Origin of the sequence: Faecalibacterium sp. BCRC 81149, from assembly GCF_022750605.1 — a bacterium.
GTDB lineage: Bacteria > Bacillota > Clostridia > Oscillospirales > Ruminococcaceae > Faecalibacterium > Faecalibacterium duncaniae.
Genome location: NZ_QXJA01000002.1, coordinates 298059 through 324291, shown reverse-complemented (window position 1 = coordinate 324291; position 26233 = coordinate 298059). Strand labels below are relative to the sequence as shown.

The 26233-nt window shown below is 56.6% G+C and carries 26 protein-coding genes and 1 other annotated feature; of the genes, 11 read left to right on the top strand and 15 right to left on the bottom strand.

What is annotated here, in order from left to right; all coding sequences use genetic code 11:
* The first annotated feature begins 269 nt into the window (after window positions 1-269).
* Complete coding sequence (locus D3F01_RS04410) at window positions 270-1424, top strand: site-specific integrase (protein ID WP_242886123.1); 1155 nt, start codon at window positions 270-272, stop codon at window positions 1422-1424.
* Window positions 1425-1735: 311 nt separating this feature from the next.
* Here D3F01_RS04410 and D3F01_RS04405 read toward each other — a convergent pair whose 3' ends face one another.
* The 5 genes from D3F01_RS04405 to D3F01_RS04385 form a co-directional block, all read right to left on the bottom strand.
* Window positions 1736-1906 carry a hypothetical protein gene (locus D3F01_RS04405; protein ID WP_156072975.1) on the bottom strand — a complete coding sequence of 57 codons (171 nt, stop codon included), beginning with the start codon at window positions 1904-1906 and terminating at the stop codon, window positions 1736-1738.
* 23 nt (window positions 1907-1929) lie between these two features.
* Window positions 1930-2184 (bottom strand): tyrosine-type recombinase/integrase, encoded by a 255-nt coding sequence (locus tag D3F01_RS04400; protein ID WP_242886121.1) that lies wholly within the window; start codon window positions 2182-2184, stop codon window positions 1930-1932.
* Between the two features lie 193 nt (window positions 2185-2377).
* Window positions 2378-3409, bottom strand: coding sequence for a type I glyceraldehyde-3-phosphate dehydrogenase (gap, locus tag D3F01_RS04395; RefSeq protein WP_005931138.1), 1032 nt, complete (start codon window positions 3407-3409; stop codon window positions 2378-2380).
* 175 nt (window positions 3410-3584) lie between these two features.
* Window positions 3585-4391 carry a DUF6410 domain-containing protein gene (locus D3F01_RS04390; RefSeq protein WP_242886119.1) on the bottom strand — a complete coding sequence of 269 codons (807 nt, stop codon included), beginning with the start codon at window positions 4389-4391 and terminating at the stop codon, window positions 3585-3587.
* Complete coding sequence (locus D3F01_RS04385) at window positions 4391-5761, bottom strand: citrate synthase (protein WP_005931146.1); 1371 nt, start codon at window positions 5759-5761, stop codon at window positions 4391-4393. The genes D3F01_RS04390 and D3F01_RS04385 overlap by 1 nt, the downstream gene beginning before the upstream one ends.
* A 185-nt stretch (window positions 5762-5946) precedes the next feature.
* On the opposite strand from D3F01_RS04385, the gene D3F01_RS04380 reads away from it, so the two are divergent.
* Complete coding sequence (locus D3F01_RS04380) at window positions 5947-6966, top strand: SpoIID/LytB domain-containing protein (RefSeq protein WP_242886117.1); 1020 nt, start codon at window positions 5947-5949, stop codon at window positions 6964-6966.
* A gap of 198 nt (window positions 6967-7164) precedes the next feature.
* Here D3F01_RS04380 and D3F01_RS04375 read toward each other — a convergent pair whose 3' ends face one another.
* Complete coding sequence (locus D3F01_RS04375) at window positions 7165-7863, bottom strand: hypothetical protein (RefSeq protein WP_242886115.1); 699 nt, start codon at window positions 7861-7863, stop codon at window positions 7165-7167.
* A gap of 304 nt (window positions 7864-8167) precedes the next feature.
* On the opposite strand from D3F01_RS04375, the gene D3F01_RS04370 reads away from it, so the two are divergent.
* Window positions 8168-9166 (top strand): glycosyltransferase family 2 protein, encoded by a 999-nt coding sequence (locus D3F01_RS04370; protein WP_242886113.1) that lies wholly within the window; start codon window positions 8168-8170, stop codon window positions 9164-9166.
* A gap of 79 nt (window positions 9167-9245) precedes the next feature.
* Here the strand turns inward: D3F01_RS04370 and D3F01_RS04365 are convergent, their stop codons facing one another.
* Together D3F01_RS04365 and D3F01_RS04360 are read right to left on the bottom strand one after the other, a co-directional pair.
* Window positions 9246-10142 carry an Ice-structuring protein gene (locus tag D3F01_RS04365; protein WP_242886111.1) on the bottom strand — a complete coding sequence of 299 codons (897 nt, stop codon included), beginning with the start codon at window positions 10140-10142 and terminating at the stop codon, window positions 9246-9248.
* A 114-nt stretch (window positions 10143-10256) separates the two neighbouring features.
* Window positions 10257-10598: an arsenate reductase family protein gene (locus D3F01_RS04360; protein WP_005931157.1), complete on the bottom strand. Its 342-nt coding sequence runs from the start codon at window positions 10596-10598 to the stop codon at window positions 10257-10259.
* A 156-nt stretch (window positions 10599-10754) separates the two neighbouring features.
* On the opposite strand from D3F01_RS04360, the gene D3F01_RS04355 reads away from it, so the two are divergent.
* The 3 genes from D3F01_RS04355 to tsaD all read left to right on the top strand — a co-directional run bounded on the left by D3F01_RS04355 (window position 10755) and on the right by tsaD (window position 14634).
* Window positions 10755-10943, top strand: a complete 189-nt coding sequence (locus D3F01_RS04355) for a ferredoxin (RefSeq protein WP_005931159.1) — start codon at window positions 10755-10757, stop codon at window positions 10941-10943.
* A gap of 121 nt (window positions 10944-11064) precedes the next feature.
* Window positions 11065-13623, top strand: coding sequence for a DNA polymerase I (gene polA / locus D3F01_RS04350; protein ID WP_242886109.1), 2559 nt, complete (start codon window positions 11065-11067; stop codon window positions 13621-13623).
* Window positions 13624-13626: 3 nt separating this feature from the next.
* Window positions 13627-14634 carry a tRNA (adenosine(37)-N6)-threonylcarbamoyltransferase complex transferase subunit TsaD gene (gene tsaD, locus D3F01_RS04345; protein ID WP_005931163.1) on the top strand — a complete coding sequence of 336 codons (1008 nt, stop codon included), beginning with the start codon at window positions 13627-13629 and terminating at the stop codon, window positions 14632-14634.
* A gap of 169 nt (window positions 14635-14803) precedes the next feature.
* Here the strand turns inward: tsaD and rplL are convergent, their stop codons facing one another.
* The 7 genes from rplL to rpmG form a co-directional block, all read right to left on the bottom strand.
* Window positions 14804-15178 carry a 50S ribosomal protein L7/L12 gene (gene rplL / locus D3F01_RS04340; RefSeq protein ID WP_005931165.1) on the bottom strand — a complete coding sequence of 125 codons (375 nt, stop codon included), beginning with the start codon at window positions 15176-15178 and terminating at the stop codon, window positions 14804-14806.
* Between the two features lie 70 nt (window positions 15179-15248).
* A complete protein-coding gene (rplJ, locus tag D3F01_RS04335; protein WP_005931168.1) occupies window positions 15249-15764 on the bottom strand; it encodes a 50S ribosomal protein L10 in 516 nt (171 codons plus the stop codon).
* Window positions 15765-15801: 37 nt separating this feature from the next.
* Window positions 15802-15941, bottom strand: a sequence feature (ribosomal protein L10 leader region).
* Between the two features lie 95 nt (window positions 15942-16036).
* A complete protein-coding gene (rplA, locus tag D3F01_RS04330) occupies window positions 16037-16729 on the bottom strand; it encodes a 50S ribosomal protein L1 (RefSeq protein ID WP_005931176.1) in 693 nt (230 codons plus the stop codon).
* 57 nt (window positions 16730-16786) lie between these two features.
* A complete protein-coding gene (rplK, locus tag D3F01_RS04325) occupies window positions 16787-17212 on the bottom strand; it encodes a 50S ribosomal protein L11 (RefSeq protein WP_005931181.1) in 426 nt (141 codons plus the stop codon).
* Window positions 17213-17345: 133 nt separating this feature from the next.
* The gene (gene nusG / locus D3F01_RS04320) at window positions 17346-17876 is read right to left on the bottom strand and encodes a transcription termination/antitermination protein NusG (protein ID WP_005931184.1); all 531 of its coding nucleotides are present in this window, start codon (window positions 17874-17876) and stop codon (window positions 17346-17348) included.
* 28 nt (window positions 17877-17904) lie between these two features.
* Window positions 17905-18144, bottom strand: coding sequence for a preprotein translocase subunit SecE (secE, locus tag D3F01_RS04315; RefSeq protein WP_242886095.1), 240 nt, complete (start codon window positions 18142-18144; stop codon window positions 17905-17907).
* A 16-nt stretch (window positions 18145-18160) separates the two neighbouring features.
* Window positions 18161-18310, bottom strand: a complete 150-nt coding sequence (gene rpmG, locus D3F01_RS04310) for a 50S ribosomal protein L33 (RefSeq protein WP_005920501.1) — start codon at window positions 18308-18310, stop codon at window positions 18161-18163.
* A 324-nt stretch (window positions 18311-18634) separates the two neighbouring features.
* Here rpmG and D3F01_RS04305 point away from each other — a divergent pair, with 324 nt between their 5' ends.
* The 5 genes from D3F01_RS04305 to D3F01_RS04285 all read left to right on the top strand — a co-directional run bounded on the left by D3F01_RS04305 (window position 18635) and on the right by D3F01_RS04285 (window position 26123).
* On the top strand, window positions 18635-19729 hold the full coding sequence (locus D3F01_RS04305; protein ID WP_242886418.1) for a D-alanine--D-alanine ligase family protein: 1095 nt from the start codon (window positions 18635-18637) through the stop codon (window positions 19727-19729).
* Window positions 19722-20546, top strand: a complete 825-nt coding sequence (murI, locus tag D3F01_RS04300; RefSeq protein ID WP_005931199.1) for a glutamate racemase — start codon at window positions 19722-19724, stop codon at window positions 20544-20546. Before D3F01_RS04305 ends, murI begins: the two co-directional genes overlap by 8 nt.
* Before the next feature lie 19 nt (window positions 20547-20565).
* Window positions 20566-21039: a DUF1934 domain-containing protein gene (locus tag D3F01_RS04295; RefSeq protein ID WP_227611447.1), complete on the top strand. Its 474-nt coding sequence runs from the start codon at window positions 20566-20568 to the stop codon at window positions 21037-21039.
* A 162-nt stretch (window positions 21040-21201) separates the two neighbouring features.
* Window positions 21202-23016: an arginine--tRNA ligase gene (gene argS / locus D3F01_RS04290; protein ID WP_242886093.1), complete on the top strand. Its 1815-nt coding sequence runs from the start codon at window positions 21202-21204 to the stop codon at window positions 23014-23016.
* 407 nt (window positions 23017-23423) lie between these two features.
* On the top strand, window positions 23424-26123 hold the full coding sequence (locus tag D3F01_RS04285) for a leucine-rich repeat domain-containing protein (protein WP_242886085.1): 2700 nt from the start codon (window positions 23424-23426) through the stop codon (window positions 26121-26123).
* The last annotated feature ends 110 nt before the right edge of the window (window positions 26124-26233 follow it).

The window sequence follows — 26233 nt, the reverse complement described above, 5'->3', positions numbered from 1 at the left end:
TCCGCAGTAAAGGGGTATCCTTCACATGGAAAATGGAGGATACCGTTCCTTTGACATCGTTGTCTAGAATCTCATCTTATTTTATCATGGTTATATCTGGGATTCAATAGAAAACATCATAAATGTATCACATTTGACCCTGAAAAAGCATCGCGAAGGCCGGATCGTTTTTTGTATTATGCCCAGTTCTGTATAATAATTCCAGCTATAAACGAAGATGGAGAAAATAAGGGGTCAGATGAGGGTCTAAACAGCAGGAGGAAACAGCGATGGCGCGACGGGGAGAAAACATTCGCAAGCGTAAGGACGGTCGATGGGAAGGCAGATACATCAAGGCGCGCACACCGGAGGGGAAGATCCAGTGGGGTTACGTTTACGGAACGGCCTATGCGGAGGTCAAACGGGTGCTGATTCAAAGGAAAGCCGAGACAGGCTTTTACAACCTGAATCAAACCGACCTAACCTTTGAAGTACTGGCCGAGGTGTGGCTGTACTCCCTGAAAAACGCTATAAAAGAATCCACCTATGCGCATTATTCGTACACAATGCACAAATATCTTCTTCCGGTTTTGAGCAAAGTACCCGTTGCATCTCTTGAGGAGAGCTTTCTGGAGCAGGCCATGCAGCAAATCATCACGCCCACAGATGCGTCACACAAGCCACTGGGAAGCTCCTCTGCCCGAGAATGCTTCTCGATGCTGCGACGTATCTGCAAATATGCCGCTCATTTACGTCTGATTCGTCCAATGGAGCTGGAAGTTGCGCTGCCAAAAGCCATCGACAAAATTTCTGCGCCTCTCTCCCCGGCGGAACAACAGCGACTTCATCAATATGTACAGGCGAACCCCACGCCTCGCAAGATCGGCTTACTACTGGGGCTGGAATTGGGGCTCCGAATTGGTGAGATCTGCGGCCTGCAATGGGGCGATTTTGACCTGAAACTCGGCACGCTGAACATCAATCGGACTGTCTGCCGAATTTCCTGTGGAAACGGTCATACAAAGGTAGTCATTCAAACGCCTAAAACCCGCACCTCCCGCCGGGAAATTCCAATCCCGAAACAGCTGCTTATTATGCTGAAAAAGCTGCGCGGAAGCACCAACAATGCTGCATGGTTCCTGTCCGGCAGCGAGTCCAAGCCCACCGAACCCCGTTGCTATCGGAAAAGCATCAAAGCATATCTGAAGCAGGCGACTGTCCGTCAAGTGCGCCCGCACGCGCTGCGCCACACCTTTGCAACGACCTGCCTGCAGGCGGGGTGCGATGTAAAGACCCTCAGCGAATTGTTGGGACATGCCAACGCCAACATCACCTTGCAGCGCTATGTGCACTCTGACCTGACCCGAAAGCGCAGGGAGATGAACCGGATATTCTCCCATCAGGTGTCAATGAGGAGTAGGAAAACGCCAAGTTTAATGGAATAACGTTATATTTTGCTCATGGCCCTCCATTTTCCATGTGGAGGATACTTTTTTCTTTTTTGAGCAACCTTCTTCTTAACGCAAAAAAGACCCCTGCCCATCACATTTCTGTGAAAGGCAGAGGCCTTCTGTTGATAGATTTTAATCAGGTCTGGGGAGATGGAACAACTATCTCATTCTACCGGGTCAGTGTCCCCTTCCATATTTTTAACTACCCCCGGAGTGCTGGTGATCCGCACCACCGGGGTTTTGCTTCATGAATCATGTGGTTCATACGGTTGTGGACGCAGGAATCTCACGTTGTCAGTAAAAAATCAACCAGAGGAACGACCGAACATTTTCTGATAATTTTCGCCGCGCTTTCTATCTCTGTCACTTACAATCTTGACTCCATACCCTTGAAGCCAGTCATTCAACTTCACTTGTCCCGTCATTCTATCGTAATAGCGTTCAATATATCCAAACTCCATGATTTCTGCTGTCATCTTCTCTGGATTCATCGGCTGATTCAGGTGCGCATAAACAGTGCAGGTATCGTCCGCATCCAAAGCTCGCTTGCGTCCAAGGGACTGGGGTATTCCTTTAAATGGGCATCCCGTAGGGTACGATACTTCATCAGTTGCTTGGACAGCGCAGGCGACTTTGGCACCACGCGTTCCTTGCTACCCTTGCCATGCTTGACCAGAATATAGTCCGGTTTGATATCTTCCGGCTCCATCAGGATCATCTCATTACAGCGCATCCCGGTGTCGAACAGTAACATAATACAGAAATTCATCGCGGAGATCCTTCAAACACATAAAAAACACCCTTCCTCTTACGGAAACCCGCAAAAGGAAGGGTGTTGAACTCATTATCCTGTTGTCGTACCAATCACAGCATGTTCGTACCAGAAAGGTTAAAACAAGCTGTTACTCAGCACAACACCTCAAGCACTTTTGAGCGTAGAGCTGTGATCAGCAGTTCTCAGCGAAGTACTTAATGGTACGGACCATCTGAGAGGTGTAGGAGTTCTCGTTGTCGTACCAGGACACGACCTGAACCTGATAGGTGTCGTCGTCGATCTTAGCGACCATGGTCTGGGTAGCGTCGAACAGAGAGCCGTAACGCATGCCGATGACATCGGAAGAAACGATCGGATCCTCGTTGTAGCCGAAGGACTCAGAGGTAGCAGCCTTCATAGCAGCATTGATGGACTCCTTGGTGACATCCTTGCCCTTGACAACGGCAACCAGGATGGTGGTAGAACCGGTGGGAACGGGCACACGCTGAGCAGAGCCGATCAGCTTGCCGTTCAGCTCGGGGATGACCAGGCCGATAGCCTTAGCAGCGCCGGTGCTGTTGGGAACGATGTTCTGTGCGCCAGCACGAGCACGGCGCAGGTCGCCCTTGCGCTGAGGACCATCCAGGATCATCTGGTCGCCGGTGTAAGCATGAACAGTGGTCATGATGCCGGAAACGATGGGGTAGGTCTTGTTCAGGGTATCAGCCATGGGAGCCAGGCAGTTGGTGGTGCAGGAAGCAGCAGAGATGACCTGATCCTCAGCGGTCAGGGTCTTCTCGTTGACGGAGAAGACGATGGTCTTCAGGTCGTTGCCTGCGGGAGCAGAGATAACGACCTTCTTTGCGCCAGCCTGGATGTGAGCCATGCTCTTCTCCTTGCTGGTGTAGAAGCCGGTGCACTCCAGAACGACATCAACGTTCAGCTCGCCCCAGGGAGCATCCTTTGCGTCCTTAACAGCGTAGATCTTGATCTCCTTGCCGTCGACGATGATGGAATCCTCGGTAGCCTCGACAGTGTGCTTGCCTTCGCCGATCTTGCCGCAGAAGGAACCCTGAGCGGTATCGTACTTCAGCAGGTGAGCCAGCATCTTGGGGCTGGTCAGATCGTTGATTGCAACGACCTCGTAACCCTCAGCATCAAACATCTGACGGAAAGCCAGACGGCCAATACGACCAAAACCATTGATAGCAACTCTAACAGCCATGTTAATAGTACCTCCTAAATGTTCTTACCCTTTTATCGGATAATAATCACGGTAGCTTTATTATAGACCAAATCGCGGAAACCTTCAAGTGCCCGCCAAAAAATTAACAAGGTAATTTCACACTTTTTTGTTTTTGAACGATTTTCACAGCTTTTATGGGAATCTTTTCAGCAATTCAACCAACGGCGTGTCGGGGTATTGCAGGCCTTCCGTCACTTCCTGCCACCCGCGCTACAGTGAAAAGCCCCAGCGCGCCGATGCAGCACATGCCAAAGCCAAACAGCACCTCGGGCAGGTCGGCTGCCGTGATGCCGTGGAACAGCAGCACCAGCACCCGGGGCAGTTCCCAGCAGAAGCAGAGCAGGAACGTGCAGATCCCGGCCTCGCACAGCTGGCGGCCGTTGGAAGTTTCCGGCAGCCAAAGGGCGCGGACCATCGCCGAAAGAAACACCAGCGCGGCCAGCATCTGCCAGACCATGGCAGTCGGTTCCACCCGGTGCCAGCTGGAGCTGTTCTCCATAAAGCGGCTCAGCACCCCCCAGTAGAACACCGCCGTGCCAAGCACCGCCGGGGTCATGCTCCGGCCGGGCAGACGGTATTCTCCCTTATGCGTCCAGCTGCGGCCCAGTCGGATCAGCCAGACAGAGCACACCAGCTCCAGCACGGCACGCACCAGCGCGCCAACGCCGGTCATGCCCACTGCCAGACGCACCGCACCGGCCAGGCCGACACACACGCCGCCCAGCACCGATGTAACTCCCACCGGCCTGCACGCACTGCGCAGAACAAGGGGCTGGCGGGCCAGCTTCCGGGCGGCAATGACGCCAACGACCAGCGCCGCCCACAGGCTGCCGTACCGCAGCCAGACAGAGCCCGCCGTACACAGGCCGGTGTTCCAGTCCGTCCACAGGGCAAGATCAAGCCCGCGCCCAATGGCAAGGGCACCACCACAGGTGAAAATCAGCACAAATAAAGCGTTCATCAGCGTTCCTCGATCGGTTTATATTTCTGGCGCACGCCCAGATACTTATAGGCGGGCCGGATGATCCGGTTGGCAAAAATGACTTCCTCCACCCGGTGTGCGCACCAACCCGGCACACGGGCAATGGCGAACAGCGGGGTGTAGATATCCTCAGAGATGCCCAGCATGTTGTAGATCAGGCCGCTGAACAGGTCCACATTGGCGCACACCGGCTTGCTGCTGCCCTTTTCCTCGGCAAAGATATCGGGAGCCAGCCGCTCGATGCTGCACAGCATGTTGTACTCTTCCTCAAAGCCCTTCTCGTAGGCCAGGTGCTTGGCGCGCTCCTTCAGGATGACTTCACGGGGGTCGCTCATGGTATAGACCGCATGGCCCATACCGTAGATCAGGCCGGAGCCGTCGCCCGCCTGCTTGCGCAGGATGCGGCGCAGATACTCGCGCACCTCGTCGTCATCCTCCGGGTGCTCCACATGCTTGAGGATATCCTGCAGCTGACGGTTGACCATCAGGTTGGCACCGCCGTGCTTGGGGCCCTTCAGCGCGCCAATGGCGGCTGCAATGGCCGAGTAGGTGTCGGTGCCCGAGGAGGACAGCACACGGGCGGTAAAGGTGGAGCAGTTGCCGCCGCCGTGGTCGGCGTGGACCAGCAGGCACATATCCAGCAGCTTGGCTTCCTCGTGGGTGAATTTCTGGTCCGGGCGGTAGGTGCTCAGGATGTGCTCCGCCGTGCTCTGGCCGGGCTTGGGCATGTGGAAGAACATGCTCTGCTTATCATAATAGCGGCGCTTCATCTGGTAAGCGTTCACCATCATGGTGGGCATACTGGCGATCAGATTGATGCTCTGGTTCAGGATATTCTCCAGCGTCAGGTCCTCGGCGTGCTCGTCGTAGGAATACAGGCCCAGCACGCACCGCTGCATCTTATTCATAATATTGGGCGAAGGAGCATTCATGGTATCCATAAAGCCATCGGGCAGGGCGCGGTGCTCTGCCAGCAGCTCACAGAAATCGTCCAGCTGCTCCTGGGTGGGCAGGCTGCCGAACAGCAGCAGCCAGATGACCTCTTCAAACACAAAGCGGTCGTTGCGGTAGGCCTCGTTCACGATCTCGTTGATGTCCACACCGCGGTAGATCAGACGGCCCGGAATGGGAATGACATGCCCCTCCTGATCCTTTTTGTAGCCCACAACGTCACAGACATTGGTCAGGCCTGCCAGCACACCGGTGCCATCCGGGTTGCGCAGGCCGCGCTTGACACCGAGACGTTCGCTCGTCTCCGGGTCGATGTAGTTGTTTGCCAGATACTCTTCACACAGCGTCCGCATGGTCTGCGGGTCCAGCGACGCTACTTCTGCATGGGTATAGTTCATGCGCGAATTTCCCCTTTCTCTTATTTCTCTCTTATATACTTTCCGGCCATCCACCATGATGGCACACCCTTATGATAGCGCTTTTGTGAAGTAAATTCAAGTCTTGGATGAAATGTGCGCTTTTTCACCCCGCCGGGCTGGTACACTATGCCCAGAAAAATGCCTGTCCGGGAGGGAAAACTACGATGAAAAAGACATTCTTTCTCCTTTGCGCCCTGCTGCTGGTGCTGGGCACGCTCCTGCCGATCGCCGGTTACCGGCTGACACTGGCGGTGTTCGGCCCGGCACAGGGGGCTTCTTCCGCTCCCCTGCCGGGCACTGCGGCTTCGGAAGCCGCCCCGGACAGCGCCGCCGTGCCGCCCTCCGATCAGGACAGCGAGAGCTTTCTGCTGGCCGACCAGAGCGCCGGGGCCGTGGTCTCGGTGCCCCGGCGGGAATATCTGATCGGTGCCGTGGCGGCGGAAATGCCCATCAGCTGGCCGGACGAGGCGCTCAAGGCGCAGGCCATCGCGGCCCACAGCTATGCCCTCTACTGCCGCGACCATGCCGCCGAACCGGCTTCCGGCTGGCTGAGCGTGGACCCCGTCCGGCGGCAGGGATACTTAACAGATGCAGTCCTCCGCAGCTACTGGGGCACCGCCTATGAGGAAAACTATGCCCGCCTCTCGGCGCTGGTGGACAGTGTGCTGACCGATGTGCTCTACTATGGCAGCGCCCCCGCCGGGACAAGCTACTTTGCCATCTCCAACGGCATGACTGAGGCCAGCGAAAACGTCTGGGGCACCGCCCTTCCCTATCTTGTGGCCGTGGACAGCTCCACCGACCTCAATGCGGACAACTACCTTTATACCGTCCAATTCACCACCGAGCAGATGCAGCAGGCTCTCGCCGGGCTGGGCCTGCTCCCTGACCCTGCCGCACCTGCAGGCTGGTTCGGAGAGGCCGCGCTCACCCCTTCGGGCTATGTAGCCTCCCTGCCTGTCTGCGGGCAGAGCGTCACCGGTCCGGCCCTGCGCAAGGCGCTGGGCCTGCGGAGCGCCTGCTTCACGGTGCAGTATCAGGAGGGCAGCTTTCTCCTCACCACCAAGGGCTATGGCCACGGTGTGGGGCTGAGCCAGTGGGGTGCCAAGGCGCTGGCCGAGCAGGGACAGAGCGCGGAAGAAATTCTGGCGCACTATTTCCCGGGGACAGAGCTGCGGAGGTGAACGGGCTCACCCTCTCCGTCATCGCTTACGCGATGCCACCTCCCCCAAAGTGGGAGGCCTTGGCAGTAAATGCAAGGTTTGCGGTTTTGTCAAGAGCTCTCCCTTTGGGAGAGCTGGACGCGAAGCGGCCTGAGAGGGTGAGGATGCTAACAAAAAAAGGCAGCTGACCCAACGGCCAGCCGCCCAGAAGATCAATATTCAGCCAAACAGGCTCGTCCACCAATCCTGACTGCCGCTTTTCTCGCCAGCAGCGGCTTCTGTCTCCGCCGCAGTCTCAGTTTCTGCGGCGGCTTCCTCCGCCTGCACAGCCTCTTCCAGAAGCTCCAGACCATCGTCATTGCCATCCTCGGTGATGTACCAGTAGCAGGACGCGCCGCCAATGGAGATGCTGGCGGCAGACAGCGGCACACGGCCGGAGGCAACCCCGTTGGAAGGATCGGAACAGTAGAACACGCCGTCGGTGTAGTCCGTCAGGAGCACGGCATGGGGTCTGGTGCGGTCGTACAGCACAATGCCCTCCGGATGCTCTGCCAGAATGGAGACCAGCGCTCCCGTCTTGGCCGCCTTGCCCGAGGGCAGGGTCGCATAACCCACATGCATATCGTTGTATGTAAAGCTGTGGGAGAGCCCGCCCGACCAGGCCGTGCTCTTGATGCCGTTTTCGGTCACATCCACCCAGCTGTCCATCCCGTCCAGATAGGCCCGGCGGCGAAGCATCATTGCGGCAGAGGCCAGGGTGCAGGTGCCGCCCCGGCTCTGTTTGAAGTAGAACCCAACATCAACGTTCAGGTCCACGGCCAGTGCCCCGGGGAGCAGCACGGCCATCAGAGCCATCGTTGCAAGCAGGGCAGCGAGAGTTTTCCGAAGTTTGCTTCCAAAGTGCTTGGCTGTTTCCACGTCAGTATCCTTTCTTCACAAAAGAGCGTTTCATTCACTGGTGTAAAGTATATCATTCTGTTACTCTTTTGTAAACAGTTTTGCAGCCATTTTCTCAATATTTACACGCTTTGGTCACAATTCAAGGGCAGATTGCACAATCGTACAGTGAAGTAGTTGGATATTTGCTACAAAAGTCCGGAAAAGTTTTTCATCGTGCTTCCCACGCCTTCTCTCAACTGCCGGTTTCTTTTTCAACGCAATTATGGTATAATCTGCCCTGAAGTTGAATTTTCAGGAGCATTTATATCAGGAGCATTTATATATGAAAGCAACCATCGTCATCCCCAACATCAACGGCAAAGGCTGGCTCAAGGACTCCATCGAGTCGGTCTATGCCCAGACAGAGCAGGATTTTGAGCTCATCATCGTGGACAACGGTTCCACCGATGAAAGTCTGGAGCAGGCCCGCAGCTACTGCGGCCGCCCCAACTTCACCCTGATCGAAAACGGCACCAACACCGGCTTCTCCCACGCCGTGAATCAGGGCATTGCCCGGGCCAGGGGCGAGTATGTGGTCATGTTCAACAACGATGCCTTTGCCGAGCCCGACTGGCTGGCCGAGCTCATCCGCACCGCCGAGACCGATCCCAAGATCTTTGCCGTGCAGAGCCTGATGCTCCGCCACTTTGAACGGGAGCTGGCCGACGATGCCGGTGATTACGTCACCTGGATGGGCTTTGCCTGCAAGACCGGCGACGGCCGCCGGGCCAGCCGTTACACCAGGCAAAAGCGCATCTTCTCGGCCTGCGGCGGCGCGGCGCTCTACCGCAAGAGCATTCTGGAGGAGATCGGCACCTTTGACGAGAACTTCTTTGCCTACTTTGAGGACGTGGACCTGAGCTGGCGTGCCAACAACGCAGGCTACAAGTGCGTCCTCTGCCCCACCGCCAGATGCTACCACATCTGCGGTGCCAGCACCGGCGCGGTGAAGTACAACGCCTTCAAGAGCCAGCAGAGCGGCCGGAACAGCATCCTGCTCCCCCTCAAGAACGAGCCGCTGCTCATGCTCATCCTGAACTTTCTCCCGCTGGCGCTGGGCTATCTGCTCAAGTGCTACAAGTTCCACAAGCAGGGCTTTGGCGAAGCCTGGGACAAGGGAATGCACGAAGCCTTTGCCCTGCTCAAAGAGGGGCGGCTCGGCAAGCGCCCCTTCCGCCTGAAGGACCTGCCCAACTATATCCTCATGGAGCTGTGGATGATCTGGAACATGGTGCCCTACCTGTGGTATCGGCTGGTCGTGGTCAGGTTCGATCTGAAATAATCTGGAAACAAAAACACCCCTGCGTGGAATGCTTCACACATTCCGTGCAGGGGTGTTCTGTCAGATTTTGGTTTTCGCTTTATGCTGCCGGGCTCTCAGAGGGAGCCTCGGTGCTCTCCGCCGGGGTGCTCTCCGCCGCCCCTTCCACCGGGGCAGCCTCGTCAGCAACGGCGCTGGCGGCGGCAGAATCGCCTGCGGTTGCAAGGATGGCATCGTTGACCTCGCTCTCAGCCAGCGGGGCGGGCTCCGCAGCAGAGGCTGCACTGTCGGCAGATTCGGGCTTGGTCTCGCTGTCGGTCAGGCCGGTCAGATACCAGCTGCCGCTCTGGCGGCTGAACAGGTAGTCCATATACTTGGTGGGCGTGTCGGACAAGTTGTTCAGGATGCTGTCATCGCTGCTCTGGGTGGGGATATAGCCCACGGTAACGTGGAGCAGGCCGTCCTTCTTGAACAGTCTGGTGACGGTAGCACGGAAGATGCCCACACTGCCGGTGACGGGGATCTTATAGCACTGGGTCGTCTCGTCAAACTCGATGGTCATATCGTCCATCTCAAAGCTCCTGTGGGTCAGCTTGAAGCTGGGGCCCACCAGCTTTGCCAGATAGGCATCCACATCCACCGAGGGCAGCAGCAGCTGTTCGGTGTCGGGGTCCGTATTGTAGTTGTCAAAGCCTCCCTGGGTCTCCTGGATGCTGTACACGCAGCCCCAGACAGCGGCTTCGCGCAGGGTCAGGTCATTGATGTTCTCAATGCCGTCAAAGGGCAGCGGATCGAACAGGACCAGACCTTCCAGCCGGTCCTCATATTCCGCTTTCTGCTGGGTGTCGTCAAACAGGGTGGCCACACCCTTCACACCGGCCCGCACGACCGTTACAATGCCCACCAGCGCCAGCACGGCGATCAGCAGGCCAAGGGTCTGCCGGGCGCGGCGACGGTGGAGCCGGGCGTGTTCTTCCGGGGTCATATAGGTCTTCATATCGTTATCGTCTCCTAAATCAGGTCATCTTTTGGGGAAATACCAGCTTTCAGTATACCACAAACTGCCCGCCGGTGCAAAACCCGGGGCGTGGATTTTTTGTGAAAGCGCGATTTATTCCCACGTTTTCCAGATCTCGGGCTGGTAGCCCACGGTGGCCTTTTTGCCGTTGCGCACGATGGGCGTTTTGAAGAGCTGCTGATTCTCGAACAGCTTGTCCTCCTTCTGCCAATCCACCAGTGCATCCAGCAGGGCCAGCGTCTGCTTATCCTTTGCCGCCGGGTTTACCAGCTGCTCCCAGCCGCCCAGCGCGCGGGCCACGTTCTCAAACTCGCCCCGGCTCATCTCTTTTTCCTTCAGGTCGATCATCTGGAACTTGATGCCCCGCTCCTTGAAATAGCGCTGGGCCTTTTTGGTATCAAAGCACTTGCTGGTGCCAAAGATCTGAATGTTCATCGTTTTTCCTCCTGGATCCTGTGTGCTCTATTGTATCATATCTGCCGGAAAAAACCTAGGGATAATTCATCTTCTTTCCGTCCATACTTGCTTTATCACAAGCCGACCCTGAGATTGAACGAAGGGCGGGCCATTTCAGAAAGAGAGGAACTTCCCATGAAAGCATTCGTTGACCCCGATCTCTGCATCGGCTGCACCCAGTGCACCGGGATCTGCCCCGAGGTGTTCCAGATGACAGGCATCCTGGCCGTCGCTGTGCCGGGCGAGCTGCCGCCCGACACCGTACCCACCGCCGTGGAAGCCGCACAGGCCTGCCCGGTGAGTGCCATCACCATCTCGGAGTAACACCTTCACCTGCCTTCCCAACACGGGAGGGCATTTTTGTTTTTTCTGCAAAAATCCCCCGCTGGCCCTCATTTTGTGTTATACTATAAATTGAGTTATAATGCAATGGAGGAGACTGACTATGCGTTTACTGGTCATTGACGGCAACAGCATTGCCAACCGTGCCTTTTACGGCATCAAGCTGCTGACCACCAAGGACGGCCGCTATACCAATGCCATCTTCGGCTTTTTGAATATTATGAATTCCCTGCTCCGGGAGTGTGAGCCCGACGAGGTGGCCATTGCTTTCGATCTGAAGCACCCCACCTTCCGCCACGAAATGTATGACGGCTACAAGGGCACCCGCCACGCCATGCCGGACGAGCTGGCCCAGCAGATGCCCATCCTGAAAGAACTGCTCACCGACCTGGGCTACCGTCAGGTATCAGCAAAAGGCTGGGAGGCCGACGATATTCTGGGCACGCTGGCCGCTGCCTGCGAGGCCCGCAGTGACGACTGCTTTCTGGCCACGGGAGACCGCGACAGCCTGCAGCTGGTGAGCGAAACCACCACCGTGCTGCTGGCCACCAGCGCCATGGGCCGCAGCAAAACGGAGACCATGGATCTGGATGCCATCCACGAAAAGTACGGCATCGAGCCCAAGCAGCTCATCGAGGTGAAGAGCCTGATGGGCGACACCTCCGACAACATTCCGGGCGTGAAGGGCATCGGCGAAAAGACCGCCATGACCCTGGTCAAGAACTTCGGCACCCTGGACAGCGTGTACGACCATCTGGACAGCCCGATCATCAAGCCCCGGCAGCGGGAAAATCTGCTGGCCTGCCGGGAGGATGCCTACCTCAGCCACACGCTGGGCACCATCCGCACCGATGCTCCCATCGACACAGCGGAAGGGGCCTACAAGGTGACCGAGGGCAACAAGCCCGCCGCTGTCCGTCTGATGCAGGAGCTGGAGATCCAGACCCTCATCACCCGGTTCGGGCTGGACGACATCGTTCCGGAACAGGACCCCGACACCCTGCCGGAGGTGGACGCAGCCATTGCGTCCCTGCCCGCAGAGCCCTCCGGCCACTATCTGGTGGCCGCACGCCCCGCCGTTCTGGGCAAAAAGAGCGCGATCGTGCAGCCGGAGGCCTGGTACGCCGTGCAGGACACCACCGTGTATCCCCTCTCCGAGGAGGAGCTGGTCTCCCTGCTGGACGACCCCAAGGTGACGCTGGATGTATTCGATTCCGCCCCCCTCTACGCCAGAGCCATGGCCGCAGGCAGCTGGGGCAGCAGCATCGTCTGGGACGGCAAGCTGGCCGCCTACCTGCTGGACGCTTCCGCTTCCCACTATCTGCTCACCACCCTTGCCACCAGCTACCATGCAAGGTCGGCGTTCTCCTGTGAGGAATACCCCGATGCCGGTTTCCTGGCAGACCTGTTCGCCAAAATGAAGGCGGAGATCACTGAAAACGGCGAGGACGACCTCTACAACAACATCGAGTTTCCGCTGGCACAGGTGCTGGCCGATATGACCCGCACCGGCATCCTTGTAGATCGTGAGGGCATTGAAACCTTCGGCGGGCAGCTGCGGCAGGAGCTGGATCAGGTGCTGACCCGCATCGAGATGGAGGCAGGTACCTCCGATTTCAACCCCAACAGCCCCAAACAGCTGGGCACCCTGCTCTTTGATACCATGGGCCTGCCCCACGGCAAAAAGACAAAGAACGGCTGGTCCACCGATGCCGAGACACTGGAAAAGCTGCGGGACATCCCGCTGGTGGAGGACATTCTCCAGTACCGTGCCTGCCAGAAGCTGAACTCCACCTATGTGGAGGGTCTGCTCAAGGTCATTGGCGAGGATGGCCGCATCCACACCCGTTTCAATCAGACCGAGGCCCGCACCGGGCGGCTCTCCTCTGACAATCCCAACCTGCAGAACATCCCCATCCGCACCGAGATGGGCAGCAAGCTCCGCGCCTACTTTGTGGCAAAGCCCGGCTGCGTGCTGGTGGATGCCGATTACAGCCAGATCGAACTGCGCATCCTGGCCCATGTCACCGGCGATGCGCACATGCAGGAGGCGTTCCTCTCCGGTGCCGACATCCACCGCAGCACCGCAGCCAAGATCTACAACATCCGGCCTGAGGATGTCACGCCCCGCCTGCGCTCCAGCGCCAAGGCCATCAACTTTGGCATCATGTACGGCAAGGGCGCTTACAGCCTTTCCAAGGACATCGGCGTGAGCGTCAAGGAGGCAGAGGCCTTCCTGCAGACCTATCTGGCCACCTTTCCCAATATCGACGGCTATATGGAAAAGACCATTGCGGATGCCCGCAGGTGCGGTTACGTTTCCACCCTGTTCGGCCGCCGCCGCGCCCTGCCGGAGCTGAACAGCAACAACCACAACATCCGGGCCAGCGGTGAGCGGATGGCCCGCAACACCCCCATTCAGGGCACGGCCGCTGATGTCATCAAGCTGGCCATGGTGCGTGTCTGGCGGCGGCTGCGGGACGAGAAAATGGAAAGCCGCCTGATCCTGACGGTCCACGATGAACTGATCGTGGAAGCCCCGGAGGCGGAGGCCGAAAAGGCCGCGCAGATCCTGCGGGAGGAAATGGAAGGCTGCGTGCACTACGCGGTGCCCCTGAGCACCGATGTGCATACTGGCAAAAACTGGCTGGAGGCCCACTGAATTATGATCGTTTTAGGAATCGAATCCACCTGCGACGAGACCGCCGCATCCCTTGTGGAGGATGGCCGCCGCCTGCTGAGCAACGTCATCTCCACCAGCGTCAAGGAGCAGGCTCTTTATGGCGGCGTGGTCCCTGAGATCGCCAGCCGCCGCCACTGCGAGTTCATCAGCGCCACGGTCAAAAAAGCCCTGCTGGATGCTGGCAAGACCATGGACGATGTGGACGCGGTGGCTGTCACCTTTGCGCCGGGCCTGATCGGCGCAGTGCTGGTGGGCGTGAACTTTGCCAAGGGGCTGGCCTATTCTGCCAACAAGCCGCTGGTTCCGGTGCATCACCTGCGGGGCCACATTGCGGCCCTCTACCTGACCCATCCGGAGCTCAAGCCGCCCTTCCTCTGTCTGGTGGCATCCGGCGGCCACAGTCATATCGTGGAGGTGCAGGACTACACCCACTACCACATTCTGGGCCACACCGTGGACGATGCCGCCGGTGAAGCCTTTGACAAGGTTGCCCGCACCCTGGGTCTGCCCTATCCCGGCGGCCCCAGCGTGGCAAATGCCGCCAAAACAGGCGACCCCAAGGCCTACCGCCTGCCGGTGCCTCATGTGGACGGCAAGTACAACGTCAGCTTCTCCGGCCTGAAAACCGCCGTGCTGAACGAGGTAAACAAGGCCCAGATGAAGAACGAGGAGATCAACGTGCCTGATCTGGCGGCAAGCTTTCAGGAGCGCATTGCGGGTATTCTGGCCGAAAAGCTGCTGCTGGCTGCTGCCGACACCGGGGCCAAGCAGGTCTGTCTGGCCGGCGGCGTGGCCGCCAACGGCCGCCTGCGTCAGCTGGTGAACGATGGTGCCCAGAAGCTGGGGGCCAAGGTCTATCTGCCGGAACTGAAATTCTGCGGCGACAACGGCGCAATGATCGCGGCGCAGGGCTACTACCAGTACATGGCGGGCCACACGGCAGGCCTTGATCTGAACGGTCTGCCCACCCTGCCCATCGACTACGAATAAACGAAGCAAAACCAAAGCTCCCGGAGCGGTGCGGCATTCAGTGCCACTGCTCCGGGAGCTTTTTGCCCTGCTGCGGGCGCACAGCCAAAAAGGCACCCTCGCCTTTCAGCGAGAGTGCCTTTTGTTTCAAGAATAAGAATTCAAGAAAGAACGTTCAGAAGGGATCAAATTACTTGATCTCGACCTTAGCGCCAGCCTCTTCCAGCTTCTTCTTGATGTCCTCAGCCTCAGCCTTGGAAGCCTTCTCCTTGACAGCCTTGGGAGCGCCGTCAACGATAGCCTTTGCTTCCTTCAGGCCCAGACCGGTGATCTCCTTGACCAGCTTGATGACCTGCATCTTGGTAGCGCCAGCCTCAGCCAGGATAACGTCGAACTCGGTCTTCTCTTCCTCAGCGGCAGCAGCAGCGCCAGCAGCAGCGGGAGCAGCAGCAGCAACAGCAGAAACGCCGAACTCCTCGCAGTAAGCGTCGATCAGCTCTTTCAGCTCCAGAACGGTCAGGCCCTTGACGGACTCGATGATGGCAGTAATCTTCTCAGAAGCCATGGTAATAACCCTCCAATATCAATGGTTTTTGTTTGTTTCAATTTTGTGTTAAGCAGCGGTCACGCAGCCATCAGGCAGCGGGCTCCTCCTGCTTGTCGGCGTAGGCCTGCATAGCAACAGCCAGACCGGACAGAGTGCTGGTAAGAGCACCTGCGAACATGGACAGCATACCCTCGCGGTTGGGCAGCTTTGCGATGGCGTTGGTCTCGGCAGCGTCCATGACCTTGCCTTCCATGAAGCCAGCCTTCACGACGAACTTCTTGGACTTATCGCCATCCTGGTACTTGCACAGGATGCGGGCAGCGGACATGGGGTCTTCTTCGTGAGCAAAGGCAACAGCAGTGTCACCCTTGAAGTTCTCAGCCAGGCCCTCCAGGGAGGTACCCTTGACAGCCAGACGCAGCATGGTGTTCTTCACGACCATGTAATCAACGCCTGCCTCACGCAGCTCCTTGCGGAGCTTGGTGTCGTTCTCGACGTTGATACCGCCGTAAGCGACGACGCAGCCGGAAACCGCACTCTCAAACTTTGCCTTCAGATCAGCGACATAAGCCTGCTTTTCAGAAAGAATCTTTGCACTGGGCATTCGGTTTCACCTCATTTCAAAAACTTGTATCGAAAGCCGGAGCAACGAAAAAGCCTCTTTCCCGCACTGTGTCGAGAAAGAGGCATAAAACAACTTTACGCGCGTTTCTCGGCAGGCGGTTTGCACCTTACGCTGGACTCCAGCACCTGCTGTCTCAAAAACAGCATCATTATTTTACCGCAAACGCGCGGTGTTGTCAAGCGCTTTTTTGAATTTTTAAAGATTTTTTCTGTCATCCGTCAGGATGACAGAAAAAACTTCAAAGCTTCAAATTAGACACCATACTTCAGGGTGTTCAGACGGATGCCAGGGCCCATGGTGGTGGCGATGGTAGCGCTCTTGAAGTAGGTACCCTTTGCAGCAGCGGGCTTTGCCTTTGCAATAGCGCTCATCACGGTATCCAGGTTAGTGTACAGCTTCTCAGCGCCAAAGGATGCCTTGCCCACGGGAACGTGGATGATGTTCTGCTTGTCCAGACGGTACTCGATCTTACCAGCCTTAGCCTCGGTAACAGCCTTGCCCAGGTCGGGAGCAACGGTACCGGCCTTGGGGTTGGGCATCAGGCCGCGGGGGCCCAGAACCTTACCAAGACGGCCAACGCGGCCCATCATGTCGGGGGTGGTGACAACAACGTCGAAGTCCATGAAACCGCCGGCGATGCGTGCGATCAGCTCGTCATCACCCACGATGTCAGCGCCGGCTGCCTCAGCAGCAGCGGCAGCAGCGCCCTTAGCAATGGCGCAGACGCGGACAGTCTTGCCGGTGCCGTTGGGCAGAACAACAGCGCCGCGGACCTGCTGGTCAGCGTGGCGGCCGTCAACGCCCAGGCGGACGTGCAGCTCAACGGTCTCGTCGAACTTGGCGGAAGCGGTCTTGCAAGCCAGCTCCAGAGCCTCGTTCATATCATACAGCTTAGAAAAATCGACCTGCTTAGCAGCATCGACATAGTGCTTGCCATGTTTCATTGTATATCCTCCTATGTGGTCATGCGGGCAGTGTTATGCCCTCCCACTGTTTGTGTCTCAGCCCTCGACGGTAACGCCCATGGAGCGGCAGGTGCCACGGACCATGCTGCATGCAGCTTCCAGAGAAGCAGCGTTCAGGTCGGGCATCTTGGTCTTGGCGATCTCTTCCACCTGAGCAGCGGTCAGAGTTGCAACCTTTTCCTTGTTGGGCTTGCCGGAAGCGGTGTTGATGCCAGCAGCCTTCTTGATCAGAACGGCAGCCGGAGGAGTCTTGGTAATGAAGCTGAAGGAGCGGTCAGCGTAAACGGTGATGACGACGGGGATAACATAACCCATCTGGTTCTTGGTACGCTCGTTGAACTCCTTGGTGAAGGCCATGATGTTAACGCCCTTCTGACCCAGAGCAGGGCCAACAGGGGGAGCCGGAGTCGCCTTGCCGGCCTCGATCTGCAGCTTAATGTAGCCAGTAACTTTCTGTGCCATAGTAAATGCACCTCCAAAAATCTGTGGTGAGTTGCGGCGTGGTCTCCCCACGCCTCCCACGAGCGCGCACACGATGCACACGCTCTATAAGAACCGCACTGCGGTCTTACCTTGGTAAACGGATGCCGGTTGGTTACGGCAGCTCGACCTGCGCGATATCCACTTCTGCGGGTGTCTCGCGGCCAAACATGTTGACCTTGAGCTTAACTTTGAAGCTCTCGGTATCGATGCCCTCCACAAGGCCCATAAAGCCTTCCAGCGGGCCGGCGGTGATCTGCACGGTATCGCCGACATTGAAATCGACGGTCAGCGGAGCCGCCTTTTCAACGCCCATCTTCTCCACTTCCTCAGCAGAGAGGGGAACGGGCTTGGATGCGGGACCGACGAAACCGGTGCAGCCGCGCGTGTTGCGCACCACATACCAGGTATCGTCGTTCATGACCATCTTGACCAGAACGTAGCCGGGGAACAGCTTATGCTCCACCATACGTTCCTTGCCGTCCTTGATCTCAGGCACCATCTCGGTAGGAACCTTGATGTCACAGATCAGGTCCTGCAGATGGCGGTTTTCCACCATGGTCTGTAAGTCATTTGCAACCTTGTTCTCGTAACCGGAATAGGTGTGGACTACATACCAAAGGGCCTCATTGGTCTGTTCTTCCATTTTGGTTAAGCCTCCGTTTCAAGATGAATCATGCGCCGATGATCAGGCCCAGGATGCCGCCGAAAATGGCATCCAGCGCGATCATCACAACGGCTGCGATCGCCACGGTCACGAGCACGACGATGGTGTTGGTCTTAACGTCCGCCTTAGACGGCCACACGACCTTCTTCAGTTCGCTCTTCGTGTCGCGGAAGAACTTGGCGATGTTTGCGCCAAAGCCCTTCATTCTGGCTGCAAAGCCCGGCTTTTTCTCGGTTTTGTCTGCCATGATGCGTCCGCCTTTCTTACTTCGTCTCGCGGTGAACCGTGTGCTTCTTGCAGAAACGGCAGTACTTCTTCATCTCAAGACGATCGGGGTTGTTCTTCTTGTTCTTCGTGGTGTTGTAGTTGCGCTGCTTGCACTCGGTGCAGGCCAGAGTGATTTTAACGGTCATTTGTTGACACCTCCATTATAACGGTTGTTTTGAACCTCCCTCGGCTTGCGGTGCACGCCCTAAAAACAGGGCGCACTTAATAACCCCGCAAAAGAGGTGATATCATTGTATCACGCGTTTTGCCATCCGTCAAGCGGATTTTTTGCGTTTTTTGAGACTTTTTTGAATTTTTTCTCTTCTGCCTGTTTTGGCCTACGCCTTGAATCCGCCGCATACTTGAATCCGCCGCATAGATATAGTATAATAAAGTGTCTATAACTGCTTATAGAAAATCCGGCCCCGGGCAAAGCGCCCCTTCCGGCCATAAAATCAGGAGAGATCATGATGCAATCTGAAGATAAACTCTGTGTTGTCGTGCTGTTTGGCGGCATGTCCAGCGAGCACGAGGTCAGCCGCGTGTCCGCCGGTACCTTTGTGGACAACCTGGACCGCGCCCGCTACGAGATTCTGACCGTGGGCATCACCCGGGAGGGCCGCTGGCTGTGCACCGAGGCCACCAGCGCCCAGATGGCCGACGGCAGCTGGGAAGAGCTGCCCGGCAATATGCCCTGCGTCATCAGCCCCGACCGCGCCGACCACGGCATGATCCTGTTCACCCCGTCCGGTCAGGTGGAAAAGCTGCATGTGGATGTGGTCATCCCCGCACTCCACGGCCTGTGGGGCGAGGACGGCACCGTGCAGGGCCTGCTGGAGCTGGCCGGCATCCCCTATGTGGGCTGCGGCGTGCTGGCAAGCGCCGTCTGCATGGACAAGGCCGTGGCCAACGCTCTGTTTGATGCCGCCGGTATCCCCCACACCAAGTGGCTGAGTGCCTGCCGCTGGGAGATCGAGAGCGACCTGGACGGCGTGTGTGACGGTGCCATTGCCAAGCTGGGCTGGCCCATCTTCGTCAAGCCTGCCAACGCCGGTTCCAGCGTGGGCATCACCAAGGCCCACAACCGGGATGAGCTCAAGCAGGCCATTGCACTGGCCCTTGAAAACGACCACAAGGTGGTGTTCGAGGCCTTTGTGGACGGCCACGAGGTCGAGTGCGCCGTCATCGGCTCTGACCCTGCCGTGGCCACCCGCCCGGGTGAGATCCTGGCCGGTGCCGAGTTTTACACCTATGACGACAAGTACAAGAACGGTGTAAGCCAGGTGGTCATCCCGGCCAGACTCAGTGAGGAAAAGCTGGACGAGGTCAAGACCTACGCCGCCATGGCCTACACCGCCCTGAACTGCGAGGGCCTGGCCCGCTGCGATTTCTTTGTGGAGCATGGTACCAACCGGGTGATGATCAACGAGATCAATACCTTCCCCGGCTTCACCCCCATCAGTATGTACCCCAAGCTCATGGAGCACGAGGGCACTCCCGTGCCCGCCCTGATCGATCACCTGATCGAACTTGCGCTGGAAAGGACGGAAAAGCAGCATGGATAACCGCCCCATCGGCGTATTTGACAGCGGCCTGGGCGGCCTGACCGGCGTGCGGGAGCTGCGCAGGCGGCTGCCCCACGAGAACATCGTCTACTTTGGCGACACCGGCCGGGTGCCCTACGGCAGCCGCAGCCCGGAGACCATCCTGCAATATGCCCGGCAGGACATCGCGTTCCTGCTCTCCAAGGATGTCAAGTGCATCATGGCGGCCTGCGGCACGGTGTCCAGCACCTACCCCGCCGCTGAGGCCGAAAAGCTCCCGGTGCCCTATCTGGGCGTGGTGGATGCCGCCGCCCGGGAGGCTGCCTTTTCCACCCGGAACCGGCGCATCGGTGTCATCGGCACTGCGGCCACCATCCGCTCCCGCAGCTATGAGGCACTCCTGCGCAGGCTGGTGCCCGGTGTGGAGATCACAGCCCGTCCCTGCCCGCTCTTTGTGCCGCTGGTGGAAGCGGGCTATGTGGATCACAGCGCCCCGGACAAGCAGGAGATCACCAAGCTGGTCATTGCCCAGTACCTGACGGAGATCCGGGATGCCGGGGTGGACACCCTGATCCTGGGCTGCACCCACTATCCCCTGATCAAGACCATGATCGGTGAGTTCATGGGCCGGAACGTGGTGCTGGTGGACCCGGCCAAGACTGCCGCCCACCATCTGGAACGCATCCTGAGCGAGCGGGGGCTCAAGGCCGACCACCCCGCCGGGCAGGCCCATTTCTATGTCAGTGACGCGCCGGACGGGTTCGTGCAGACAGCCGACCTGTTCCTGGGCGAGTACAAGGGCGGCGAGGTGGAGCAGATCGCCATTGACAAATATTAAAGTGAAGGAACACAAAACTGTGAGCACTGCACACAACGAAGATTACCGCATCCTGATCCGGAGCGTCTCGGAGCAGTTCGAGCACACGGAGCCTCTCCCCGCCGAGGAGACAGACAAGATCGAGCTGATGACCTATGGCAGCTTCCTGAAAAAAGCCGGTTCCTATTATATTAGCTATAAGGAGACGGAGACCATCGGCTTTGCAGGCTGCACCACCACCATCAAGATCGCCGAGGACGGCAGCCGGGTGGCCCTGCTCCGCTTTGGCAAGGTCAACACCCAGCTGGTCATCCAGCGGGATTACCGGAACATCTGCTACTACGAGACCGAGGTCGGCCCCATTACGCTGGGCGTGACCGGCGACGGCATCGCGTGCGACCTCTCGGAGCCTGCGGGCGGCACGGCAAAGTTCAGCTACCTGCTGGATGCCGATGACCCCACGGCACTCATCAATCGGACAACGCTTGAGATCCAGGTCGAGCACATCAACTGAACATCCTCACCCTCTCCGTCATCGCTTGCGCGATGCCACCTCCCCCAAAGTGGGAGGTCTTGACAGAAATTATAGAGTTTGTGGTTTTGTCAAAAGCTCGCCCTTTGGGAGAGCTGGACGCGAAGCGGCCTGAGAGGGTGAGCCCGTGAAAGGATAAAAATTATGACAGACTTTGAAAAGACCTATCAGAACTACAACCCCCGGGCAGCGGCACTGGCTGAGGCCCGCGCTCTGCTGACTGAGGCTGCCAAGGCCGCCATGGCCGACGGCACTCTGGCCGAGGCCGAGCTGCCCGCTTTTATCGTGGAGATCCCTGCCGACACCAAGAACGGTGACATCGCTTCCAATCTGGCCATGGCCGGTGCCCGCACCTGGCGCAAGGCCCCCAAGATGATCGCCGATGACCTTCTGGCCCACCTGCCTTCCATCGAGCACAGCGTGTTTGCCAAGGTGGAAGTGGCCGGCCCCGGCTTCATCAACCTGTTCCTCGCCCCCTCCTTCTGGGCCAGCGTGGTGCTGGGTGCCTGCTCCAACAAGGAGTATGGCCGCACCGACCACGGCAAGGGTGCCAAGTACAACGTGGAGTTCGTTTCTGCCAACCCCACCGGCCCCATGCACATGGGCAACGCCCGCGGCGGCGCTCTGGGCGACTGCCTGGCCGCTGTGCTGGACTGGTCCGGCTATGATGTGACCCGCGAGTTCTACATCAACGATGCAGGCAACCAGATCCAGAAGTTTGGCAAGAGCCTGGCCGTCCGCTACCTGCAGCAGTTCTGCGGCGAGGAAGCCTATCCCCTGCCCGCTGAGTGCTATCAGGGCGGCGACATCAAGGTGCTGGCCGGTGAGTTTGCCGAGATCAACGGCGACAAGTACGTTGCAGCCTGCTCTGGGCTGGACGAAGAGGCCCTTTTTGCCAGCGAAGCCTTTGAGACCCTGAAGAACGCCCTGGTGGATTACGCCCTGCCCAAGAACATTGCAACCCTCAAGCGCGACCTGGGCAAGTACCGCATCGATTACGATGTCTGGTTCCACGAGAGCACCCTGCACGAATCCGGCGCTGTCCTGGATGTTGTGAACAAGCTGCTGGAGCTGGGTGCCTGCTACAAGGCCGAGGATGGTGCCATCATGTACCGCAGCGCCCAGTATGCTGCCAAGTACGGCACCGTGAACAAGAAAAAGACCGAGGACGGCACCGAGGAGGAAGCCAAGGACGAAGTCCTCGTCCGCGCAAACGGCATCCCCACCTACTTCGCCGCCGACATTGCCTACCACTACAACAAGCTGGCCACCCGCGGCTTTGCCAAGGCCATTGATGTCTGGGGTGCCGACCACCACGGCCACGTTGCCCGCATGAAGGGTGCCATGGATGCCATCGGCCTGAACGGCAACGATCTGGATGTTGTGCTGATGCAGATGGTCAACCTGATGCGTGACGGTCAGCCTGTCCGGATGTCCAAGCGCACCGGCAACGCCATCACCCTGACCGACCTGCTGGAGGAAGTGCCCATCGACAGCGCACGCTTCCTGTTCAACATGCACGACGCAGGCAGCGGCATCGACTTTGACCTGGATCAGGCCGTCAAGACCGACAACGACAACCCCGTGTACTATGTCCAGTATGCTCACGCCCGCATCTGCTCCATCCTCAAGAAGATGGAGAGCGAGGGCGTGGCCTTTGCCGGTGCCGAGCAGGTAGATGCCACCCTGCTGACCGACCCCAGCGAAATGGACCTGATCCGGATGCTGGCCGCCTTCCCGCAGGAGATCGTTATGGCTGCCGAGAAGTACGACCCCAGCCGCATCAACCGCTTTGTCATTGATCTGGCAAGCGCCTTCCACCGCTTCTACGGCAACTGCCGCATCCAGGGTGCAGATCCCGCCGTGCAGCAGGCCCGCCTGGCCCTGTGCATCGGTGTGAAGAACGTTATCTTCAATGTGCTGACCATGTTCAAGATCAACGTCCCCGAAAAAATGTAAAAGATAATGAGAAGGGGCTGTTGCAAAACAGTGCCAACGAAAAGATGAGATAGACTTCCCCGAAAGGGGTTGCCTATCTCATTTTTTTTTTATTGTATGCTGAGCCTTCAATGAACCTGCTGCAACAGGCTCCAGGAAAGCTCTGCACGTACCAATCACTCCCCCAATGCCCGTGAATCCCTGATCTGGAAGTGCGCAAAAGCCCATATATATCACAGGACTCGGTTCTTTTTGTATCTTCCGTATAAAAAAACTCTCTGTTTTTGTGTTCTCTCACAAAGCATGTCCCATTATATTGACTTTGTATTTTCATCTACTGTAAAATATTTTGCGTAAAGCGTCATATTCATTCGCATTATGACGCACATCGGACAAGTCTTTTACGAAATGCAAAGGAGGATTTTCTTATGAAAAAGCGTCTACTCAGCTTATTTCTGACATTCAGTATGCTGCTGACCTTTTTCCCTGTGGGCACTTTCACTGTTTTTGCAAGCGATTCCCCTATGGCATATACAGATGGTTCTTATCAGTTTATCCTCAATGCTGACAATACTGCAACAATAACAAAGTATACGGGCAAGGAACGTAGGATCACGATCCCTGTTCAGGTAGCACAAGGTACTCAAACATATCCTGTATCAAAAATCGGAGACCGGGTATTCTGCAATTACAAGTACTTCCTGACAAGTGTCCAGATCCCCGACACTGTAACAGAAATTGGCAGCAATGCTTTTTATAATTGCACCTCACTGAAAAGCGTTACTATCCAGGACAATAAACCATCCTGCGTGAAAAAGATCGGCCGCCAGGCCTTTATGTTTTGCAGCGTATTATCAGATATTTCCATTCTTGATTCTGTAACAGAGATCGGTTCAGAATCTTTTCATCAATGCGAAAAATTAGATACTGTCACCATTCCAGAGGGTGTAACATCCGTTGCAGACGGCATGTTCAGTTATTGTTACAGCTTGCACACCGTTACTCTTCCAGATAGTATAACTGCCATTGAAGAGCGGGCTTTTACCGGAACTGCATTGACTCAAATTCATATTCCTGCCAATGTGACACGGATCGAAACTGATGCATTTTCCGAATGTTTCGCTCTCTCAACGATCACATCAGACAGCGAAAGCTATCCGGCAATAGACAATGTGTTGTACGAAAAATCAGCAAATGGCGATTACGCCTTAATTCGTTATCCTTCTCGAAGGGCGGATCCTGCTTTCAAAATACCCAATGGTGTGGCAAGAATTGAAACTCATGCTTTTGACTGTTGTTCGTATCTGGCCTCTGTGAAGATGCCAGACTCCGTGGTCTCTATTGGAACCGGTGCCTTTATGAATTGTCAAAAGCTACACGACATTGAATTTTCATGCAGGATAACGGAACTTCCAGAATCAGTTTTTGAAAACTGTATAGGCTTAGAGAGCATCGATATTCCAGAGGGTATCACACAGATTCCCGATTATGCTTTTGCTGGCTGCGCGCGGCTCAAACGGATTGCAATTCCCAGCAGTGTAACCAAAATTCCCGAGTCGGCATTTTCCTCTTGTGAAAGTTTGAAAACTGTGGAGTATTCAGGCTCTCGTTCTCAATGGAACGCTATTTCCACGAATTCTGGCCTACAAAATGTCCCTGTAGCACCTGGTTCTATTGATGTTACGGTAACCAGCGACATCCGTACCGTTACCGCCAAGGTTGATGGCAGCAGCGTTCCCATCAACGATGGCAAATTCATTGTCACGATCGGTAAAACTGTGGAATTGACCGTCAGCGATCCCCAGTACAGAGATCGTTATACCTGGGCAGGGGGCAGCGGCACTGTGAGTGCAGACAATACCACCTATACTTTTGTTGCAGGTCAGGATGATACAGCCGTAACTCTGACCACTGTCGAACACACAAATTATGACACCGGTGATTTCACCATCAGCGGTCTAGCGGACTATTCCTATGGGGACAATATCGATATCAGGATCGAGCCCAAGGATACACGCATCACAGATTACATTGTAAGATATGTCAGGAACGCAGGCACCTCAAACGAAGAAGAATTCAATGAGCTTCCAAAAGATGCCGGAACATACACCCTGCGAATCATTCAGGGTGATACCGTCCGAATCGACATTCCGGAAAAGATTACGATCCACCCCGTTACCATCACCAATGATACTTTCCAGAACGAACTCGCTGTCACCCTTCCAGCGGATGCTGTGGAAGAGGAAGGCAATGATCATACGGCCACAGTGACTGTCCGGGCAGACAGCAGGCTGAATGCTCTTTTACAATCTGACGAGATCAAACTTGAGCTTGTCTATCTCAACGATATGGGAGAAGAAGTCATCACTCCCACAAAAGCAGGCAGGTATACCGTAAAGGTAAAGATTCATTCCAATAGTCCCAATCTGATCTCTGCCATCGTGGACGGAGGCACGTTTGAAATTCGCCAAAAAGCTGCTCCCATTGTTCCCACTGCAGAGCTTTATCCCCTGACCATTAAGAATGCTGACGTTTTTATTGAGCATGATGGCGAAGAGATTCATGCTGAGAGAAACGAGATTGGTGATCTGGTTGCAAAGGTGCCTGAAAACGCCAGTGTAACTGTCACCTACATCAGCCAGAGCGATGCCATTGCGTTCGATCAATGGTTGGTCAGCGGTTTGGACGATTCGACCGATGTCAAACAAAATCCATTGCGCTTTCAAATGCCCGCAGGTGAAAAGGGTGTAACGATTGAAGCCATGACAAAAGATGCTTCCATCGAAGATGGTAGTTCTGGCATTCTGGGCACCGTTATGGTCATTGGTGCTGCCGCCGTATTGACATGGCAGGGCTGCCGAATCGGTACGGAGCTTTATCTGAAGCGTATTCTCCCCGATGGCGCAGCGATCCCCGCCAATGCCACCGAACTTGCCGAACTGGTGTGGGATGATGCCGGCAAGCCTGCTCCCGCTGCTGCGTTGGACAACGATGCCACCAATGCACAGAAGGCACTCACCTGGGCTTCTGAGAACCAGCTGCTTCCTTCCAATAAAACTGCAGATGCTTCTGTAAGTTACTGGGAAGTGATCCAGATCTGGCGCAAGGCGCAGACACTCAAGAACTAACCCCTGGCAGGCAGAAAGCCCCCTGACGATTACACTGTCAAGGGGGCTTCCTGCTGTTTATTGGTGAACCCAATAGAGTGTTCACGATCTTCTTCGTCTTTTTATGATGT